The following is an 18,926-nucleotide window of genomic DNA, read 5'->3' on the forward strand; positions in this document are numbered from 1 at the left end:
TGGCCGCGATGATGCCCGACGTCGGCGAGACCAGCTTCGGGCTGCTCGCCCAGGCACCGCCGAGCGACCTGGGCGCATGCATGATCGGTGACATCGCCGGCACCACCACGATCGACCCGACCCGGGCCGGTGAGCTGTTCCACGGCCGGCTCGATACGGACCGGCAATTGCGTCACGTCACCGAGTTGGTCCCCCAGGTCATGGCAGCCGGCCACCGGGGAACCCGGCCCGCTTGCGGCGGGTCCGCCGGTTCGCCGCGTCGCGTCCGGCGGCCTCCTCGGCCAGGAGGACGCGGACGACCTCGGCCGGGTCCCAGCGTTGGGCCTTGGCGGTGGGGATCAGGTCGCTCAACGCCCGTCGCAGGTGCGGGAGTTTGAGCCGCTTGGTGAGCTCGATGGCTTCGGCCAGCGGGTCGCCGTGGGCGCCGGTGATGGTGCGGATCGGGGTGGCCATCAGTGCTCGTCCTTGTCGCTGGTGATGCCGAAGCTGGACCAGGCGGAGGTGCCCGGCTGGAGGCTGTGCTGCTCGGTGGCCCGGGTGGGCTCGACGGTTTCCAGGCCGGCCTGGTAGGTGAGGATGGAGATCAGGTCGTTCTCCGCGAACCGGCCGGCGATCGCCGCGGTGCCGAGCGCCCGGTCGACCTCGGCGACGGAGTGGAGCTTGGCCAGGGCGACGGCCTCTGCCATCTTCGGCTTGAGCCGTCGGGCCCCGGAGGTCGCGGCCTCCCATGAGCCAGGAGGCGGCGCCGGGACCGAGGGCGAGGAAAGCAGCCTCCTGCGCGGTGGTTGCCCGAGGAGTGCGGTCGGCGTCCTTGTTCTCCCGCGGCGGGTAGTGCTCGTCCTTGATCGAGGGATGGCCCGGGGCCGAGCGGTCGTGCCGGGCGACCTCGACGGGCCCGTCCTCGCCAACGGCGGTGACGATCAGCTCGTCGCCGTGGAAACGGGCCCAGACCCGGGTGTCGACCAGCTCGTGCGGGACCGAATAGCGCACTCCCTCAGCGGAGATGGTGGACTCCCAGTTCACCCGCCGCGTGGTGCCGAACGCGACCGTGAACGGTTCCTTCGGCAGCGGATGGAGCCGCTGCCGCTCTTCGAGCAGGGCCTCGGCGGGGCGGCGCCGACTCTGGCGGTGGACGCGGTCGTTGACCGTGTCGCAGAACTCCCGTCAGGCCGCCTTCAGTTGTCCCATCGTCTTGTACTGGGGCAGCAGGTTCGCCGAGGTGGGCACCAGGTCCGCCTTCGCCAACGGTGCGACCAGCCACCGCTGAACGTAGAGGAGGACCCAGTTCCCGTCCGCGTCGATATGCCGCTCGACGGCCTTGAGCATCAGCTCGTGGTCCACGCTGTCGAAGAACGCCCGGATGTCGAGATCGACCACCCAGTCGCTCCGCCAACAGCGCCGCCGGCACTGCTCCACCGCATCCAACGCAGACCGCCGGGGCCGATAGCCGTAGGAGTCCGGATGGAAGACTGGCTCCACCCGCCGCTCCAGATACATCGCGGCCACCGTCTGGGCGATACGGTCAGAAACGGTAGGCACCCCCAGCACGCGGATACCCTTCCCGCCCGCCTTGGGAATCTCCACGGCCTTCACCGGTGGAGGGAAATACGAACCGGACGACATCCGATTCCACAGCTTGAACAGGTTCTTGGAGAGGTTCTTCTCGTACTGCTCGATCGTCACGCCATCCGCTCCGGGTGCACCCTTGTTGGCCTTGACCCGCTGAAACGCCTCCCACACCATCGACTTGGGAATTTCAAACGACTTGACCCTTGCCTGCGGCCCTGATCCGTTCACCTGGCTCCTCCCGGGAACTCCGGTTGACCACCAAACAAAATCAGGACAACCCGCCCCCTTCGCTCCACCCGTATTACACAGGCTTCATCACTACTACGAGGCGGTCCGTCCCCCTGCCGCGCATCGGTACTCTCCCTCTCGCAGTTTCAGCTACTTGAGGTTCTCCCTTATCACCAACGGCCTTGAACCTAACCGCTGGCAGCATCGCGGCGAGGGGTTCTCACGTTTCGCACCAGCGCCTGAACCGAGCTCGCGCCACCTTTATGCCGGGCACCACCTGGCCAGGAAACAGGAACCCGCCAGATTCATCCCGGGGCAACAACTGGACCCCGGTTTCGGTAACCATTGCTACGCTTTCGACACTTCATCAGTGGTTCACTCGCGTTCGCCTTCTCGGCTCACATCTGACGCATCTTGTGCGCCTTTTCCGCAGTGCTCATCACCCCGGCTCATTCACCGGAGCAACCTGCGGCGGTTGGGGACCTCCCCCTGCGTGGGCGGTCCCGGAGGGCCTGCCTCCATCACCGGTGCAGCATCACGTCGGAAAGGATTCGCCTACATCGAAACCTCCCGTTGTGTTCGTGGCGCACAATCGTCCGCATAACGGCAGTAGTTCAGCCGCCTGTAGCCCGGATCATCAGGGTCACGGGAGGGCATAGTCTTCATCTGCTTGCGCAGTGCACGACCTGCTTCCAGATGCCCTTGCTGTTCCAGCCTGAAGGCGCGTTGCCACAGCCGCATATAGGGTCGATGAGCTTTGCGCCGAGCCCCCTGATTGTGAGCGGGGAGCAGGTTCCTCTCGATGTACTTGTCCAGCCGGTCCAGCTAGATATTGGATAGGATCGGCGAGATCACGCCGCCTTGCGGCGAGCCGTCAACGTCGCGTGATATCGCCACTGTTCCAGGTATCCGGCCTGGAGTAGTCCGTCGACCAACCGCAGAAAGCGGTTGTCGTGGATCTTCTCGGCCAGAGTCGACCGCAGGACGCTGTGGTCCAGGCTGTCGAAGCAGGCTTTGATGTCACCCTCGACAAACCACGTGGTGCCCCGCCAGCCGGGGTAGATCGATTGCAGAGCGGTGTGACATCCCCGGCCGGACCGGAACCCGTGGGAATGATCGGAGAACTGCGGCTCGTAATACGCCTCAAGGAGCGAGCGCATCACTTCTTGCAGCAGTTTGTCCGACCACGTCGACAGACCTAAACCACGCCGCTTCTTCGTGCTTCCCTTCTTCTCGATGTAGACGCGGCGTGTTGGTGACCACCGATACCGCTCACTACGGAGCGCGTCGATGATCGTCTGGATCTTTTCCAGACGCATGCCGTCCACCGTTTCGGCCGTGACGCCGGGCGTCATCGCACCGTCGTTGCGGTAGATCCGCCCATAGGCGAGCAGGTACAGATCCCGGTTGAACAAGCACCGGTAGAGACGTTCCAGTGGCAGTCCCTTTCTGCCGCGTTCACGGATGATCCCCAGTAGGGCTTCGGCGCTCTGCATTCCGCATACCTCACCGTCGTGGATGATCTGTTGACACCTGGGGCCCTTCGCCCAATGTGGACGGCTTTCCCGTCCTCCTTGGTCGGTCGTTACTCCGACGACTACTACGACCCCTCCGTAGCCATAGGGCTCGCGCCCCGTAGGCCATCCCGTATTCCCCTTGCGCTGGACGTATCGAGCGTGACGTAGGCGGCCCTTCCGTCTCCTTGAGCGAACTCGCTGTCCGCCGCCCGCCGGCCGGAAGGGTTGAGACGAGGAAACTCGGACTCGCCCGATGCCGACGGCTGCGACCTAAGGCGTCGTGTCGCAGGGTGTGCATTTCCACCGCTGGTGACTGGGCTTCAGGCAGTATGGCTTTCGCCGTATCACGCGGGCTTTGCGCGGCAGCGCCTTTGACGCCTTCTCAACGCTCCACGCTTTCCCGCCATACTGTTGTCCCCTCGCGCTTTCGCGTCCAGGTCAGGCGGGTAGCCCCAAGGTCATCTCCTTCCGAACCTCGGCCCCATGCGGGGGCGATCCAGCGCCGAGTGAAACGGCGCACCGTTTCTGAGTATCCGGCTCTCCAGTGACTATTCCGTGGAGTCAGCGGCCAGTTGCCGCGCATGGATTTCGTCGTGGCAAGCGGCGCAGACTACAAACGTCTTGCGTCGATTCACGGCATCGCCGTCAACCCTCGGAAGAATCGAAGTCAACTCATGACCATTGGTCTTCCCCCCATCGGTAGGATGTGTTCCACGGGCGTTCGCCACTCTTGCGGCATGGCCGAAAGTAAACGCTCCCCATGGCTGCAGAAGTATTATTTTTTCGGGTGTTCAAGTATTCCATTCACAAAGCGGATATCCAGTGTCCACGGAAGCCGTTGATTGAGAATTGAGCCGCAATTGAGTCGCGCCGGATGGCAGGGTGGAACAGTTACCCCTGCGGGCCGAGAGGCCCAGCCGCCATCGAGCAGGAGGGGACGCCTCATGTCAGCAGAGCGGGTAACAGCCCAGTACAACGAGGAGTTCCGCACGCCGTGCAGCGACTTGCCCGCGGCCGCCCAGCACGTCAAGGACTTCCCGACGCTCGCACCTTGGCATGGCGAGCATTTGGCGGAGCCCCTCTTCGTTGCCGAGGCGGGCGAATTGCCCGCCTTCGTCTCGTCCGACGACGTCACCACCCGGGCAGGGCGGACAAGCCCATTGATCGATGTCCCTGTCGTCGACCGCCTGACTGCCGAATTGCTTGATCAGAGTTGCGTGGGTGCTCACAGATGCAGAAATCCAACGAGAAGGCGAACAAGAAGGCCTCTGCATGCGAGACGTGTGGGGAGCGCATACAACGCGTCGAGGGCAAGAAGTCGACACACAACCGCTATTGCTCGAATGCCTGCCGGCAACGCGCTTACCGGCGCCGCGTCAAGGACGGCACACCTCTGGCCGGCGCCAACGACGCGACTCAACTGAGCAGTTTCATCGGCCGCGAGCACGACCTCGTCGAATTGCGTCGCATTCTCCGTACCACCAGGCTCCTCACCGTGACCGGACCGCCCGGCGTCGGTAAGTCCCGGCTCACGACGGAACTCGCGAAGAAGGAACAGCGCGTCGGCCACCGCAACACCGTGTTCATCGATCTCCGCACTCCGGAAATGGCCGGTTCCGATCCCCGGCGGGCCGTCGCGGCCCTTGAGGCGGCCATTGAGGACCAGATCGCGCCGACGATCCGGCGCACGGCCTGTCGCGCCGATGAACAGCGCGTCCTGCTCGACAACTGCGAGCACCTACTGGAGACATGCGGCCCGGCGATTGTCGACCTGCTGTTCCGATTCCCGGGACTACGCGTGATCGCCACCAGCCGGGAGCCGTGGCGCATCTCCGGTGAGGCCGTCTACCGACTCCCCGGACTCTCCCTGCCCGGCGCCGCCTCCGTCGAGTCGCCGGAGAGCTACCTACGGGCGGACGCTGTACGGCTTTTCGTCGAGCGGAGCAGTGCGGTCAACCACGAGTTCCGGCTGAACGAGGAGAACTCGGAGGACGTCAGAGCTGTCTGCACCGCACTGGACGGCATCCCGCTGGCTCTCGAACTCGCAGCCCAGCTCGCCCGCGCGCTCCCCGTGGCCGAGATCAGGGAGCGCCTCAAGGAACCGCTGTCCCTGCTGAATCAAGGCTGGCGGACCGCCGACCCCCGACACCGCAGCTGGCGTGCGGCGTTACGGTGGAGCTACGACCACCTCAGCGCCGATGAACAGCGACTGTTCCGCCGTCTGTCGCTGCTGCCCGGCATCAACAGTGTCGAGGCGGCGACGGTGGCGTACGGCGGCGATCCCGCCGACGCCGAGACGGTCCCCGACCTGCTGATCAGCCTAGAGGCGAAGTCGCTGGTTGTCGTCCGCACGCGCGGACCGCACCGGCCCTCCGGTTACCAGGTGCCGAACTCCGTCGGCAGCCTCGGCCGGCACCACCTGACCGCCTCCGGAGAGGAGGAGGGAGTGCTGAACCGGCTGGCGGACTGGACGGCGGCCCGCGCGAGAACGCTGAACGACGAACTGGTGCTGTCCCCTGGGGCGGTGTACCAGTTGTCCGACGAGCGCGACATCATCCGCCGTCTATTGTCGTGGCTGGCTACCACTGACGACGAGAGGCAGCTCTCCTTGTCCTGGGCGCTCGCCGCCGCAGAGCTGGCGTCCGGTGAGAACGTGGGCGATGTCCTGGAGAGAATCCAGCACACGCTGGCGGTCACCGAGACCTCCTCCGCACGCCGCCACCACGCGCTGGAGGGAGCGCTCACGCTTGCCTGCTGGTATGGGCACGGTCGGCAGGCCATGAATCTCGTCGGGAAGACCGTGGCCGTCGCGCGCCGCTCCGGTGACGACGTACAACTGGCCCGGGCCGCGCTGCTGTCGAGCCTTGCCAACGAGATGTACGGCGACCGTGAGGCCGCGTATCGCGACCTCGATGTGGCTCTGGGCGTCGCGAGACGTGGTGCGGAGGAGGTCCCGCTCGCCGTCTGCCGGGCGCATCTGGCCCGGCACCTGCTGCACCGCGGCCGCTGCGGCCTTGCCGCTGTGCTGCTGGAGAAGACCCTTCCCGTGTTGCGGGCGTCGGCACCGCCGGAACACCTCAGCGCCGCCCTGATCACCGCTGGTGCCCTCGCGCTGGAGAACGACGACCTGCCCAAGGCCGAGGGGTTCTTCCAGGAGGCCCTGGACTCCGCGTTCCGGCCCGGTGCCTACGACGGGATTCTCGGGCTTGCCCTCTGCGCGGCGCGGAGCGATGACTTCGAGCGCGTGCTCAAGCTCATGACCACCACTGAGGGCAGGCCCTCCACGGTGCTGCGCTTCTTCCCGGCCTGGCGTAAGGAGCTCGTCGAGGCCTACGGTGCCGCCACGCGCATCTTGTCGAAGGGGCGGGTCGTCGCGGCACTGGCGTCGGCCCGCGGTCTCGGCCTCCGGCAGAGTGTCGTGCTGACCCGCGCCGACGCCGTTCCCTCCCCGCCGACCGGGGACGACGACCTGCTGACGGCGCGTGAGTGGGAGGTGCTTCAGTTGGTGATGGAAGGACTCGCCAACTCGGAGATAGCCCATCGGATGCACCTCTCCGTGCGGACGGTGGAAACGCACATCCGCAACATCCGGTCCGTCCTGCAACTGCGCTCCCGCGCGCACATGGCCGCCTGGGCCGCCCGCCACCACCCCGAACTCGTTCGCCGACGTCAACAAGACCGCCCACCTGGGATCGCGGCATGACGCGAGTGGAGTCTCCGAGACGGTCCGCGCGTCGGGATCTGGCAGCGGTGGACATCTGCGAGTGCTTCCGACCGCGGCGCGGGCCGCGCCGCCAGGGATCGCCTCCTGGCCATTGACCGCCCCTCGCAGAACAGCGTGCTCCCCGCGTTACGACACGGCCGGGGCCACCGCCCGCTCTCGTAACGGGGGCGATCACCGGTCCCCCGGGAGCGAGCAGCGTCGAGAGTGACGGCATGGAACTCGCGATGGCGGAATTGACCCGCGCGCTACAAGACCCCCTGCTCGACGCGATGAACTTCCTCAACGAGGTCGCCGAGCGGTTCCCCGACGCCATCTCCTTCGCGGCGGGACGGCCGAACGAGCGATTCGTCACCGCCGACGACACCGCGAACGACCTGCGTGCGTTCCGCACCTACCTGACGGCGCACTCGACCCGGCCCGAGCATGACGTCATCAGAGCCCTGTTCTCGTACGGGCCGGCCAAGGGCATCATCAACGACCTCGTCTGCCGGTACCTGCACGTCGACGAGGGCATCGAGACCGTTCCCGAAGCGGTCGTCGTGACCGTCGGCGCGCAGGAGGCGATGGTGCTGGTCCTGCGCGCGCTGTGCCGCGACGCCGCCGACGTCGCGCTGGCGGTTGCGCCGACGTACGCGGGTTTCACAGGAGCGGCCAGCGTGGTCGGTATGCCCGTTCTCCCTGTTTCCTCGGGTGACGACGGAGTCGACCTCGACGACCTGGAGGCCGTTCTCGCCACGGCCCGCGCGGCCGGTCTTCGGCCTCGCTGCCTCTATGTCATCCCCGACTTCGCCAATCCCACCGGGATGTGCCTGCCGATCGCCGAGCGGCGTCGGCTGCTCGAGGTCGCCGAACGCAACCGGCTGCTGATCGTCGAGGACAACCCGTACGGCATCTACGCAGGTCACGGCGAGCGGCTCCCCACCCTCAAGTCCCTCGACGAGGGCGGCCAGGTCGTCTACATCGGTTCCTTCGCCAAGTCGGTGATGCCGGGCGCCAGGGTCGGGTACGTGGTCGCCGATCAGGCGGTGACCTCGGGCGGGCGCAGGACCGGCCTGCTGGCCGACGAACTCGGCAAGATCAAGAGCATGATCACCCTGAACACATCCCCGGTGAGCCAAGCGGTCGTCGCTGGTCGTCTCCTGGCCCACGACTTCAGCCTCGTCCGAGCCAATGAGCGGGTGACCGCCGTATACCGGGACAACCTGGACCGGCTGCTGCGCGGGCTGCGAGTACGGTTCGGCGGCGACGGCGCGCAGGCCGTGCACTGGACCAGGCCGGTCGGCGGCTTCTTCGTCATGCTGCACGTTCCGTTCCGGGCGGACGAGGCCCTGCTGGAACACTCGGCTAGTCGTCACCAGGTGCTCTGGACACCGATGAGCCAGTTCTACCCCGGCTCCGATGCGGGCGCCCGCAGCCTGCGCCTGTCGTGCAGCGCGCTGCGGCCCCAGGACATCGAACCCGGCCTGGACCGGCTCGCGGCACTTGTGGCCGAGCAGAGCTCAGTGGTCGCGTCCTGACGCCGGCCCCGGACGGGGCGGTGGATCTCGCGGACGACTGCCCAGCATCCGTAACAGCGGCTTCTGCGGATCCGGTCGACTCCTGGTCCGCACAGCATGGACGTACTGAGCTGACACGAGGAGAGAACACCGTGATGCCTGTGCTGGAAGATCTGAGTGTTGACCATGTCCGGTTCGCCGTCGCGGACCTCGACACCGCGACCGATGTCTGGGTGAAGCGTTACGGCATGGGCCTGTACGCCCGCTCCGCCGACTCGGCGTCCAGCGCGGGTGTGGCCACCGCGGCGGTAGGGACAGCGGACATCAGGCTGGTGCTCACTGCCGCCGACGGAGCGGACCACCCGGCCGCGGCGTATGTGGCACTGCACGGCGACGGAGTGTCCGACATCGCACTCCGCACCTCCGACGCGGCAGCGGCCTTTCGTACAGCCGTCCGACGCGGCGCGCAGCCGGTGTCGCCCCCGGCCGACCACGACGGGATCATCTGTGCGACGATCTCCGGCTTCGGTGATGTGGTGCATACCTTCGTCGAGCGTCCGAACGCCCTGGGCTCACGTACCCTGCCGGGACTCGTTCCGTCCGGCGAACCAGTCAAACCCGGCGCGGACGACCACTTGGACACGATTGACCACTTCGCGGTCTGCGTCGAGGCCGGCCAACTGCGCCCGACGGTGGACTACTACAAGCAAGTCCTCGACTTCCGCGAGGTGTTCACCGAACGCATCATCGTCGGCGAGCAGGCGATGGACTCCATTGCCATACAGAGCCGCTCCGGTGACGTCACCTTCACGGTCATCGAACCCGATCTGACACGGCAGCCCGGCCAGATCGACGCGTTCATCAAGAACCATGGCGGCGCCGGGGTGCAGCACATCGCCTTCAGTACCCGCGACATCACCCGGGACGTGGAAAGGCTGCGCGACACCGGCGTCCGGTTCCTCGAAACACCCGGGAGTTACTACGACATGCTGCCCGAGCGGCTGACACCCACCCGGCACGGTGTCGAGCAGCTGAGGGCTCTCGACATCCTCGCCGACGAGGACCCCGACGGCCAGCTCCTGCAGATCTTCACCGGCTCCGTCCACCCGCGCAACACCCTGTTCTTCGAGCTCATCGAGCGGCTCGGCTCACGGACCTTCGGCAGCGCCAACATCAAGGCACTGTACACAGCGGTCGAACGGCAGCGCCCCGCGGACGACGACCGCCGGTGAGGTCGGGCCCGCGCCACCCGATTGGGCCACGGCGCGCAACGCACACCGACGGCCACGCCCCCACCGGGCCGCGAGGTCACCACCTGAGCAGGGCTGTACGAGAAAGAGTCCCCCAATGAGCAGCACCGGCGCCGGACCGGGCGTCACTCCACCCTGGACCCGCGTGGCGGAGGCCGAGCAAGCGGCCCGCGACCGGCTTCCGGCGGACATCTGGGACTTCGTCGCGGGAGGCAGCGGGGACGAGTCCGTCCTGACGGGCAATCTGACCGAGCTGAACCGAATCACCGTGGTACCGCGTGTGCTGAACGGGCAACCGGGCGGTGTGCGGCTGGCGCGGCAACTCGGGCGCAGCGAGACCCGGATGCCGGTGGTGATTGCCCCAATGGCCTACCAACGACTCGTCCACCCACAGGGTGAACTCGCGGTGGCCGAGGCTGCGCGCGCGGAAGGCATTCCGTACGTTGTGCCGATGCTCTCCAGCCACCCGCTGGAGAAGATCGCGGACGTGGGCGCGACACTGTGGTTCCAGCTCTACTGGCTGCGCGACCGGGGAGTGCTGCTCGACCTGGTGCGCCGGGCCGAACAGGCCGGCTGCCGGGCCATCGTCATCACGGTGGACGTCCCCGTCATGGCCCGACGGCCGCGCGACCTGCGCAACGGATTCGCCCTGCCTGCCGACGTCACCGCCGACAACCTCGACGACACCGGCCCAACCACCCACACCCGGGTGCCGGGCGCCTCAGCCGTGGCGACCCACTCCGCGGTCGCCTTCGATCCGGCGGCCTGCTGGTCCGACCTGGAGTGGCTGCGCGCCCAGACCGAACTGCCGTTGGTGGTCAAGGGGATTCTCGACCCCCGCGACGCCGTGCGGGCGGCCGAGCGTGGGGCCGACACGGTGGTCGTCTCTAACCACGGCGGCCGTCAGCTGCCCGCGGCCGTGCCGAGCTGCGCCGCGCTGCCCCCGGTGGTCGAAAGACTGGCCGGCCGCTGTGAGGTCCTGCTGGACGGCGGCGTGCGCACGGGAGCAGATGTCCTGCGTGCTCTGGCCCTGGGCGCCGACGGTGTGATGTACGGCCGTCCGGTGCTGTGGGGCCTCGCCGCGGACGGCGGGGCTGGTGTACGCACCGTTCTCGGCCTCCTGCGCACCGAGACCGAAGAGGCCCTGCTGCTGTCCGGCTGCGCCGACCTCGCCGCCGTTCGTCAGCTGACGGTGGCGCGCACCGTCGCGTAACGGTGTCTCACGCCGTTCGGGCGGATGGTCCTGTTCGCCGGGGCAGTGGCGTGCGGCGTCGCCGCGGACAAGGCCTGCTCTGGCCAGTTGAACAGACACGGCAGCTGTAGTTCGTCAGGCGTGAGGCATCGCCGCTGGCCGACGTGGTGGATGGGGTGCCTGCGCGCACGGGTACGGCCACCGGCATCGTGATCTTGTGTGACGAAGAATCGAGAAGCGGTGGATCCGCCAGAAGTACAAACGGTTCACGGCGAAGCGGAAGGCGCTTGCGAAGCTGCGGGAGATCGCCCAGCGATACCCGCGGATGTTCGCGCACTGGCGCCACACCGCACGAGCCGCCTCGGGCTGGTGATCAGAGCGACAAGAGCCGTGTAACGGGAGACTGTTACGCACGGATCTGTGAGAGCCGAGGGGTGGGATTCCCCTCGGCTACTCGGCAATACGCGATGAACGCGTCGAACCACTCGCGGGCGTGGGCCAACGAATCGAACCGTTCGGGATAGTCCGACATGTACTTCGTGGTCTTGAACTGGGCCTCGCTGTAAGGGTTGTCGTTGGAGACCTTCGGCCTCGAGTGCGACCGCGTCACGCCCAGATCGATCAACAGCTGGGAGACTTTCTTCGACGTCATCGAGGTGCCGCGGTCCGCGTGCACGGTCTCGGGCACGATGCCGTTACGGGCGATGGTCTCGCGGATCAACTCCTCGGCCCGCACCGCCGATTCAGCTCGCTCGACGGTGTGGCCGACAATGTACCGGCTGAAGATGTCAATGATCACGTAGGCGTGATACCAGACGCCCTTGACCGGTCCGGCCGCCTTGGTGATGTCCCAGGTGAACACCTGCGAGGGCCCCGTGGCGACCAGCTCGGGCACCGCCTTGGCGGGATGGGTGGCCTGCCGTCGTCGCTCACCGGCCTGATCCTGCTCGCGCAGGATCCGGTACATCGTCGAGACGGAGCAGTGATAGCGCCCGGCATCCAGCTCGCGGGCCCAGATCTGCGCGGACGCGAGCTCGGCGTACTCGTCGCCGTTCATCAACTCCAGCACCGCAGCCCGCTCTTCGGCCGTCAGGGCCGACGGCTGCACCTGCGGGGCACGTGCTCTGCGTGGTGGTGCCGGCCGGAGCCGCCGGTAGTGCGTTGCGCGGGAGCGGCCGGTCAGCCGACAGGCGGCCGTGATGCCCAGCTGAGCCTCGACGCCGGTGAACGCCTCGTCCACGACAGGGTCGACGGCAGGCTTCAGTCCGCGCTCTCGGAGATCATTTCCAAGAGCGCGGAAGCTTTTCCCATCACCTCGAGTGCGGCCTTGTTCCGGGCCAGGTCCCTCTGCAGCCGCTCCACCTGCTGCCGCAGCTTCCAGGGATGTCTCACCCAAGGCTGACAGAGAGGGCTTGCCGCCCGCGGCGCGCTAGAGCGCGACGGCGTCCTTCCTGAACTCATCCGGATACGGAGACTTGCGTCCCACCTGGACATCCCTCCCTGGACCCTCGAGATCCATTGTCAGGGTGTCCACTCCAAAGGATCAGCCTCATACTGGCCTTGGACCTTGACCAAACACATAGGGGCCCCCGCGTCTGGTGACCAGAACGACAAGAGCCGTATGACGAGAGATCGTCACGTACGGATCTGTGAAGGCTGAGGGGTGCGAATCCCCTCGGCTACTCGGCGATCAAGCCCAGTGGCCGGGGCCGCCTCGGTCACCGTCATGGCCTGCACCACTCCAGCACCGCCATTGCGCTGTGCATCTTGTTCTCGGCCTGTTCGAAGGCGATGCCGGCGGGCCCGTCCAAGACATCCGCAGTGACCTCCTCGCCGCGGTGCGCGGGCAGGTCGTGCATGAAGACGGCCTTGGGGCTGTCCTCCCACAGCGCCGCCGTCACCTGGAACGGCGCGAACACGGCCCGCCAGCCGGGGTCGGGCTTGCTGGTGCCGGTGGTCTGCCAGCGGGTGGTGTAGATGACGTCGAGGTCGCCCGGCAGGTCCGCCACGTCGTGCCGCTCCCGGAAGAGTGACCCGTGGCGGGCGGCCTGAGCGGCGGCCCGCTCGCGGTAGGCGGGCGCGAGGCCGTACCCGGGCGGGGTGCGCAACTCCAGCTCGGTGCCGGGGAACCGGGTCAGGGCGAGGGCGAGCGCGGAGGCAGTGTTGTTGCCCTCGCCGACGTACAGCACCCGCAGGCCGTCGATCCCGCCGAACCGGCGGCGCATGGTGGTCAGATCGGTGAGCGCCTGGGTGGGGTGCTCGTCGGCGCTCATCGCGTTGACGACCGCCATCCGGTCCTGGGCCGCCCAGACGCGCATCTCCGCAGGGTCGCCCGAGGTCCGCGCGACCAGCACGTCGAGCATGCGGGACATTACCCGGCCGGTGTCCTCATTGGTCTCGCCCGTGTTGAGCTGGAGGTCGCCCGGCCCGTACGCGACGATCCGGCCGCCCAGGCGCAGCGCGCCGCTGGAGAACGCGGTGCGGGTGCGGGTGGAGGTCTTGCTGAAGTAGATGCCGACGATATCCCCGTCGAGCGGGGCCACCGGGCCGGCGGTGCCGGCCGAGAACTCGGCGCCGCGTGCGACGAGGGCGTGCAGGTCGGCGTCGGTGAGGTCGTCGATCGAGATCAGATGCCGTACGTGTGCCACGGGTTCCTCCTGGCGGGACGGGGGTGGGCGGGGTGGCGGGAGCCACAGGTCATGGCCGCTCTTCGTCGGTGACGACCGGCGCCCGGTGTGCTGCCGGGCGCCGGTCGGCGTCGGGCGCGGTGCGCGCTCAACAGGCGCGGGCTGGCTCGTCGTCGAACTACTCCACGGGGGCGACATCCCCGGCCGGTGGGGCCTCACTCGTGGGCGCGGGCTCCCGGTCCAGTCCGAGCACGAGTGGTACGGCCAGCACGCTGATCGCGGTGAGGAACACCCAGGGCAGCGCCGCACCGCCCTCCAACAGCGCTGTGAGCAGCGCCGGGGCGACGGCACCGCCGAACGACCAGGACATCTGGTAGACGCCCAGATAGCGGCCCCTCAGATGCTCGGGAGCCATCACCACGCTCAGTTCACTGGTCGGCGGCGAGCTGAGGATCTCGGCCACGGTGTAGAGCACCATCGCGATCAGCAGCCCGGCGATCAACGCCCAGCCGGGCAGCACGAGCAGCGTGCCGAAGACGACGAACGCCGCCGCGTTGAACAGCAGGGCCAGCACCAGCACCGTCACCGGCCTGCGGGCCTCGATCCACCGGCTGGCGAGCGTCTGGAGCAGCGCGACCATGGCCGCGTTCAGCACGACCAGCACGCCGACGATCCAGGCGCCGACATCGAGGTAGTCCGCCGCGTAGACGGCGAGCAGCACCATGATCACCGTGGAGGCGAAGACGAAGGAGATGTTCGCCGCGACCAGCCGCAGATACCGGGTGTCCTTCAGCACGGTGCGATAGCCGCCCGAGGGTTGTCCGGTGGTTTCGCCTGCCGCCTGCTCCGGTTCGGCGGGCTTCGGCTCCGCGGGCCCGGCGGCGGCCGCCTTGCTCCTGTCCGCGCCCCGGAACGTGATCACGAGCCAGCCTGCGACGGCGAAGGAGACCACGTTGGTCACCATGACCGCCCTCAGCCCGGTGACGGTTCCGATGCTCAGGGCCACCGCGGACACGGCGCCGCCGAAACCGACGCCGACATTGCGCAGGGCACGGACGAAGCCGAACCAGCGGGCCCGCTCGGCGCCCCGGGCGACCAGCACGATGAGTGGACTGTTGCCCATCCAGAAGGCCGTGGAACCCAGTTGCACCACGAACTGCCACAGCACGATCTGCCAGGCCCCGTGCGAGAAGAGGAAACCGATGAAACCGACCACCGAAATCCAGTTACCCGCAGCGACCACGGTCCGCGGACCGTATCTGTCCAACAGGGGCCCGATAAAGAACGGAACGGGCAGAACGAGCAGCTGGCCGGCGGTCAGCGCGGCGCCGACGGCGACCAATGACAGCGACGTCGTCTTCACGAAGAAGACGACGGTGAACGCCCCCACCAGCCCGTTTCCCAGACTGTCGATCAGATTGGCCGCGACGAACCGGCCTTTCCCCGCGAGATCCGGCAGACCCCAGGCCGACTGAATCCGCCGCCACGACGAAGGCGCGGGGAAATTCTGCGGCATCATGACTTCTCTTTACCTCGCCGTGTCGGCGGGCACTTCGCCCCACACGGGCAGCTCGCTCTGATGAAATACGGCCGCGATGCGCGCGTTCGCGGGCGGCCCGACGGAGATGATGCTGCTCGCACCGGCCGGCACCGCCTTGGCGAACGTTCCCGCGCAACCCTGCGGCGTGTAGAACATGCCATAGACCGCCTGCCACTCCTCGGTTTCCCCGGTCACCGGGTCCACCACGAACTCAGACCGCGGTACCACTCTCTGCTGTACGACACATCCCTCCGCGGCCGAGTCCTCCAGAGCCCGCCGCCACGTGGCGTCGTCCGTCTCCCAGCCCACGACAGCGCCGACTCCGCCGCCCCGTGCGCTGACCTTCAGGATCAACTGCTCGCGCCGCTCCAGGCATTCGTCGACGAGGTCGGTGTCAGTCTTGAGCGCGTCAGTGTTGATCAGCCGGGTCCAGGGCAACACCCGGTCGACGAGCCGGCACTCGTCCTCGCTGAGATCGCGCCGCCGCGCCGCATCGGAAAGCAGGGCCATACAGGACTTGTTGGCGAACATGTTGCTGGACAGGGGGGTCCAGAGCAGTGTCCCGCCGGCCCCGTGCGCACGCAGCAGCGGTGCGACCAGGTCCCAGCCGTCAGGTTCCTCGGCGATCTGGTCCGGGACGAAGGTGCGGTAGACCACGTCGATCTTCGTGTCCCCGAGGTAAAGCGCCCCCTCGCGTTCGTGCACGTCGGAGACCTCGGCCACCAGGATGTCGAGGCCCGCCCAGCGCAGTGCGGACTGGAAGTTGGCCCAGTGCTCGCCGTAGTCCTTCAGGCCGCCACGCCACTCCAGCAGGGCCACCACCGGCTCACGGCCGGGTGCCACCCGGGCGCCGAAGCGGCGCAGGGCCTCCACCACGGCGCGGACGGGATGCACGTAACCAAGCCGGTTCCGGCGCGCGAAGCCAGCGAAGGCGTCGACCTCCATCGCCGCGCGGGAGATCTCCCCCGCGAATCCCCAGCCGCCCGCCTCGCTTCCCAGATTGAACTCAAGGAGCTTGAACGAGGTCCCGTCGTGGTACATGTCGGCCCGGCCGTAATGGGGCGGCAGCAGGTCACCGAACCGCCGAATCGCTTCCCAACGCCCGTCGCTGATTCCCAGCACCGACCGGAATGCCTCCAGATCGCCGCCGAACATCCGGTCCGGCAGAGAGAAGAGCATGTCGATGAGGTGCCGCAGGTCATCGGCAAACTCGCGAATCTCACGCTCGGCCACGAAGAGGGGCCTGGCCAAGAACTCGACATTCCACGGTGCGAGCGTCGGGAAATCCTTGACGTACCGGGCGACCGAGGGCAACTCGCTGTCCGGTGTGCGGAACTCCTCGTTGTACTGGGCTGTGACCCGTTCCGCCGACATGAAGGCTCCACTCGTGCTCGATGGTGACGGGACATCTCGGCCCGCAGAAATCACCGTTTCACCCCGATCTCCCGCGTGACTCAATTGCGGCTCAATTCCCGCTCAACGGCCCCTTCGGGCGCGGAACATCTGTATTAATCTGCAATGACAGCAGACCTGAAAGGAACGGCTCCGCAGTCATGCGGGACGCTTGTTCCTGGCCCTCACGAGCGGCGGACGCCCGTGGAACGCGGCCGGGCCCGGCCGGGGCCCGGGGGCCCCGCGGCGCCCGTCCTGGTCGCCGTAGCTGTTCCGCCGAAGACCAAGGGGAGGTGGCCATGACCGCCATGACGGACACTTTCGCCGACGCCATCGGCGGGCTCGGGGACGCCGAGTGGGACCGGCTCGCCGACGGCAGGTTCTACTCGTCGGCGCTGTGGCTGCGGCTGTGCGCCCTCGACCCCGGGTCGGTCTCCGGCGGTCTGCACGTGGAGACCCCGGGCGGCGGCCGGGCCGCGATCCCCGTGGCGGCGGTGACCGACGAGCCCACCCCAAGCCTGCGGTGGCACGACCTGCTTGCCGCGCGCGGCCTGCCGGCGCCCGAGCCCGGTGGCCTGCTCATCGGCCAGCGCCGAGGCTACCTGGCGCACCTGCTGACCGGAGAGGGAACCGATCGGACCGAGGCCGCCGCCGCGGTGCTCGACGCGGTCCGCGCGCTGCGCTCACCCCTGCACGAGGAGTCGAAGATCGCCCGCGTGGCGATGTACCTGACCACCGAGGACGTGCGGGCGCTGCGCGCGGCGGGGGTACGGACCGCCCCTGTCGCGCTGACGGCCGACGCCTGGATCGAGATCCCGCCCGGCGGCTACGACGCCTGGCTGGAATCGCTGTCGGCGCACCGGGCCCGCCGTATCCGCAGCGAGGTACGGAAGTTCGAGAAGGTCGGGTACGAGGTGGAGCACCGGACGCTCGCCGAGTGCTGGCGGGACGTCGCCCGGCTGCTGGCCTGTTCGCTCGCGCGCTACGGCAGGACCGTCGACGTGGCCCCGATGGCCGAGTCCCTCCGCAAGCAGGGTGAACTCGCTGGTTCGCGCGCCGAAGTCGTGCTGTGCTCGCGTCCCGGCGAGCCGCCCGTCGGCTTCTGCATGTACTTCCGCCGCAGCGACACCGTCTACCTGCGGGCGCTCGGCTTCGACCACGACCAACTTGCCTCGGCCGCCGAGTATTTCAACCTCACCTACTACATGTCGGCGCGGCTTCCGGGAGTGCGCTGGCTGCACGCGGGCACCGAGACCGCCGAAGGAAAGGCGCTGCGCGGTGCGACGCTCCGGCCGCTGTGGCTGCTGGATCTGTCCGAGGACAGCCCGCTGGCTGGGTACGACGAGGAGATCCGCGAGCACAACCGTGCCCTGCTCGCCCAGTTCCGCGACACCTCGCCCGCGATTTCCGACGCCCTGGAGTACGAGCTCTGGGAGCCGTACTGCTGAGCCTGGGTCCACCGGGTTGATTTCGGGGTGAGGGGTTCGGCGGGTTTTGGGTCCTCGCAGAGTTGACCGGTGGTTTCGGGTGTCGGGTGTCCGCTGGTCTGCCCAGCTTTTCCACGTTTCTACAGGTGTCGGGCCCTCTCGGGCGGGTCGTTTCAGGGAGCGTCAGCCGACTGGTGGTGGCGCATGCGTGGCGGTGAATAGCTGGATGAACTCGCTTTCCCAGGGTCAGTGTTGGGGCAGGTGGAGGGTGAGGCGGCGTGCCGTGCGGGCCAGGCGTGTGGGCATGTTGATCAGGTGGTCGCGGATCGTCGCGGTCGTCGCGCGGGCATGGAACGCACAGGCCAGGGCCCCGGCGGCGCGGGTCAGGTTGTGGGCGAGGGCGGCGAGCGTGAGCCAGGCGGCGTTCGCCTGGAAGTGCCCGGAGGGGGCGTGCGCGAAGGCGCTGTTCTTGACGTCCGCGATCACCTGCTCCACCACGGCGTACCGTCGGTGATCACGCTCGGCGTCGATCAGGGTGAGCGGGGAGTCGGTGAACGCGGCGTGGTAGCGCCAGGTAACGAAGAGCGTGCCCTGCCCCTCGGGCAGATCCGCTCGCGGAGTTCTTCGATCTCGGCGTTTTGGTCCTTGACTGTCTGCCTGAGCCGGGTGAAGGCCTCCCATAGCTTTTCTCGGACTCGGGGACCTGGGTGGTCTCGGTCCGGGCGCGTTAAATAGCAACACCCCTTGCGGACTGTCTCTCTACAGCGCCGCAGATCCCGCTACGGCGCTCACACTCTGGGAGTGCCCTATCTGCCGGCAGACGCCAAGGGGTTTTACTCCCCCTTGGCGCTGGCCGTCCGCGGCGACCAGGACGCCCGCACGCGGCCTGCCTGCGGAAACCGAGCCGGAAAGATCACCCGCAGCTTCCCTTCCCCTGTCGCATGGGGAGCGCAACTCCGTGCTC

General features: G+C 67.8%; 10 protein-coding genes and 4 pseudogenes. 5 read left to right on the forward strand and 9 right to left on the reverse strand.

Annotated features, from left to right (window positions below):
- Positions 1-207 precede the first annotated feature (207 nt).
- The 3 pseudogenes from ACWGJY_RS25845 to ACWGJY_RS25855 all read right to left on the reverse strand — a co-directional run.
- Positions 208-453 (reverse strand): annotated as a pseudogene (locus tag ACWGJY_RS25845) (ATP-binding protein); the annotation flags it as partial.
- Positions 453-1,743: pseudogene (locus tag ACWGJY_RS25850) on the reverse strand (reverse transcriptase domain-containing protein). The pseudogenes ACWGJY_RS25845 and ACWGJY_RS25850, both read right to left, overlap by 1 nt.
- A 645-nt stretch (positions 1,744-2,388) precedes the next feature.
- Positions 2,389-3,293, reverse strand: a pseudogene (locus ACWGJY_RS25855) (reverse transcriptase/maturase family protein); the annotation flags it as partial.
- Positions 3,294-4,545: 1,252 nt separating this feature from the next.
- On the opposite strand from ACWGJY_RS25855, the gene ACWGJY_RS25860 reads away from it, so the two are divergent.
- The 4 genes from ACWGJY_RS25860 (at position 4,546) to ACWGJY_RS25875 (ending at position 10,997) form a co-directional block, all read left to right on the forward strand.
- Positions 4,546-7,017 (forward strand): ATP-binding protein, encoded by a 2,472-nt coding sequence (locus tag ACWGJY_RS25860; RefSeq protein WP_453263229.1) that lies wholly within the window; start codon positions 4,546-4,548, stop codon positions 7,015-7,017.
- 233 nt (positions 7,018-7,250) lie between these two features.
- Positions 7,251-8,555, forward strand: a complete 1,305-nt coding sequence (locus tag ACWGJY_RS25865; protein WP_453263230.1) for an aminotransferase-like domain-containing protein — start codon at positions 7,251-7,253, stop codon at positions 8,553-8,555.
- Between the two features lie 134 nt (positions 8,556-8,689).
- Positions 8,690-9,766 (forward strand): 4-hydroxyphenylpyruvate dioxygenase, encoded by a 1,077-nt coding sequence (hppD, locus tag ACWGJY_RS25870; protein ID WP_453263231.1) that lies wholly within the window; start codon positions 8,690-8,692, stop codon positions 9,764-9,766.
- 115 nt (positions 9,767-9,881) lie between these two features.
- The gene (locus tag ACWGJY_RS25875; RefSeq protein WP_453263232.1) at positions 9,882-10,997 is read left to right on the forward strand and encodes an alpha-hydroxy acid oxidase; all 1,116 of its coding nucleotides are present in this window, start codon (positions 9,882-9,884) and stop codon (positions 10,995-10,997) included.
- Positions 10,998-11,382: 385 nt separating this feature from the next.
- Here ACWGJY_RS25875 and ACWGJY_RS25880 read toward each other — a convergent pair whose 3' ends face one another.
- From ACWGJY_RS25880 to ACWGJY_RS25900, 5 genes are all read right to left on the reverse strand, one after another.
- The gene (locus ACWGJY_RS25880) at positions 11,383-12,216 is read right to left on the reverse strand and encodes a transposase (protein ID WP_453263233.1); all 834 of its coding nucleotides are present in this window, start codon (positions 12,214-12,216) and stop codon (positions 11,383-11,385) included.
- 20 nt (positions 12,217-12,236) lie between these two features.
- A complete protein-coding gene (locus ACWGJY_RS25885; RefSeq protein WP_453263234.1) occupies positions 12,237-12,368 on the reverse strand; it encodes a hypothetical protein in 132 nt (43 codons plus the stop codon).
- Between the two features lie 332 nt (positions 12,369-12,700).
- Positions 12,701-13,624: an ornithine carbamoyltransferase gene (locus ACWGJY_RS25890; RefSeq protein WP_453263235.1), complete on the reverse strand. Its 924-nt coding sequence runs from the start codon at positions 13,622-13,624 to the stop codon at positions 12,701-12,703.
- A gap of 157 nt (positions 13,625-13,781) precedes the next feature.
- A complete protein-coding gene (locus ACWGJY_RS25895) occupies positions 13,782-15,122 on the reverse strand; it encodes an MFS transporter (RefSeq protein ID WP_453263236.1) in 1,341 nt (446 codons plus the stop codon).
- A 9-nt stretch (positions 15,123-15,131) separates the two neighbouring features.
- Positions 15,132-16,517, reverse strand: coding sequence for a hypothetical protein (locus tag ACWGJY_RS25900; protein ID WP_453263237.1), 1,386 nt, complete (start codon positions 16,515-16,517; stop codon positions 15,132-15,134).
- 317 nt (positions 16,518-16,834) lie between these two features.
- On the opposite strand from ACWGJY_RS25900, the gene ACWGJY_RS25905 reads away from it, so the two are divergent.
- Entirely contained in the window at positions 16,835-17,983 is a 1,149-nt protein-coding gene (locus ACWGJY_RS25905) for a GNAT family N-acetyltransferase (protein WP_453263238.1), read from the forward strand.
- A gap of 228 nt (positions 17,984-18,211) precedes the next feature.
- Here ACWGJY_RS25905 and ACWGJY_RS25910 read toward each other — a convergent pair.
- Positions 18,212-18,562, reverse strand: a pseudogene (locus ACWGJY_RS25910) (transposase); the annotation flags it as partial.
- Between the last annotated feature and the right edge of the window lie 364 nt (positions 18,563-18,926).

The organism is Streptomyces sp. NPDC054765, from assembly GCF_053612065.1.

Bases quoted from the DNA above. Each gene is read 5' to 3' on its own strand.
- ACWGJY_RS25860 (WP_453263229.1), top strand. From the start codon at position 4,546: ATGCAGAAATCCAACGAGAAGGCGAACAAGAAGGCCTCTGCATGCGAG.
- ACWGJY_RS25865 (WP_453263230.1), top strand. From the start codon at position 7,251: ATGGAACTCGCGATGGCGGAATTGACCCGCGCGCTACAAGACCCCCTG.
- hppD (WP_453263231.1), top strand. From the start codon at position 8,690: ATGCCTGTGCTGGAAGATCTGAGTGTTGACCATGTCCGGTTCGCCGTC.
- ACWGJY_RS25875 (WP_453263232.1), top strand. From the start codon at position 9,882: ATGAGCAGCACCGGCGCCGGACCGGGCGTCACTCCACCCTGGACCCGC.
- ACWGJY_RS25895 (WP_453263236.1), bottom strand. From the start codon at position 15,122: ATGATGCCGCAGAATTTCCCCGCGCCTTCGTCGTGGCGGCGGATTCAG.
- ACWGJY_RS25900 (WP_453263237.1), bottom strand. From the start codon at position 16,517: ATGTCGGCGGAACGGGTCACAGCCCAGTACAACGAGGAGTTCCGCACA.
- ACWGJY_RS25905 (WP_453263238.1), top strand. From the start codon at position 16,835: ATGACCGCCATGACGGACACTTTCGCCGACGCCATCGGCGGGCTCGGG.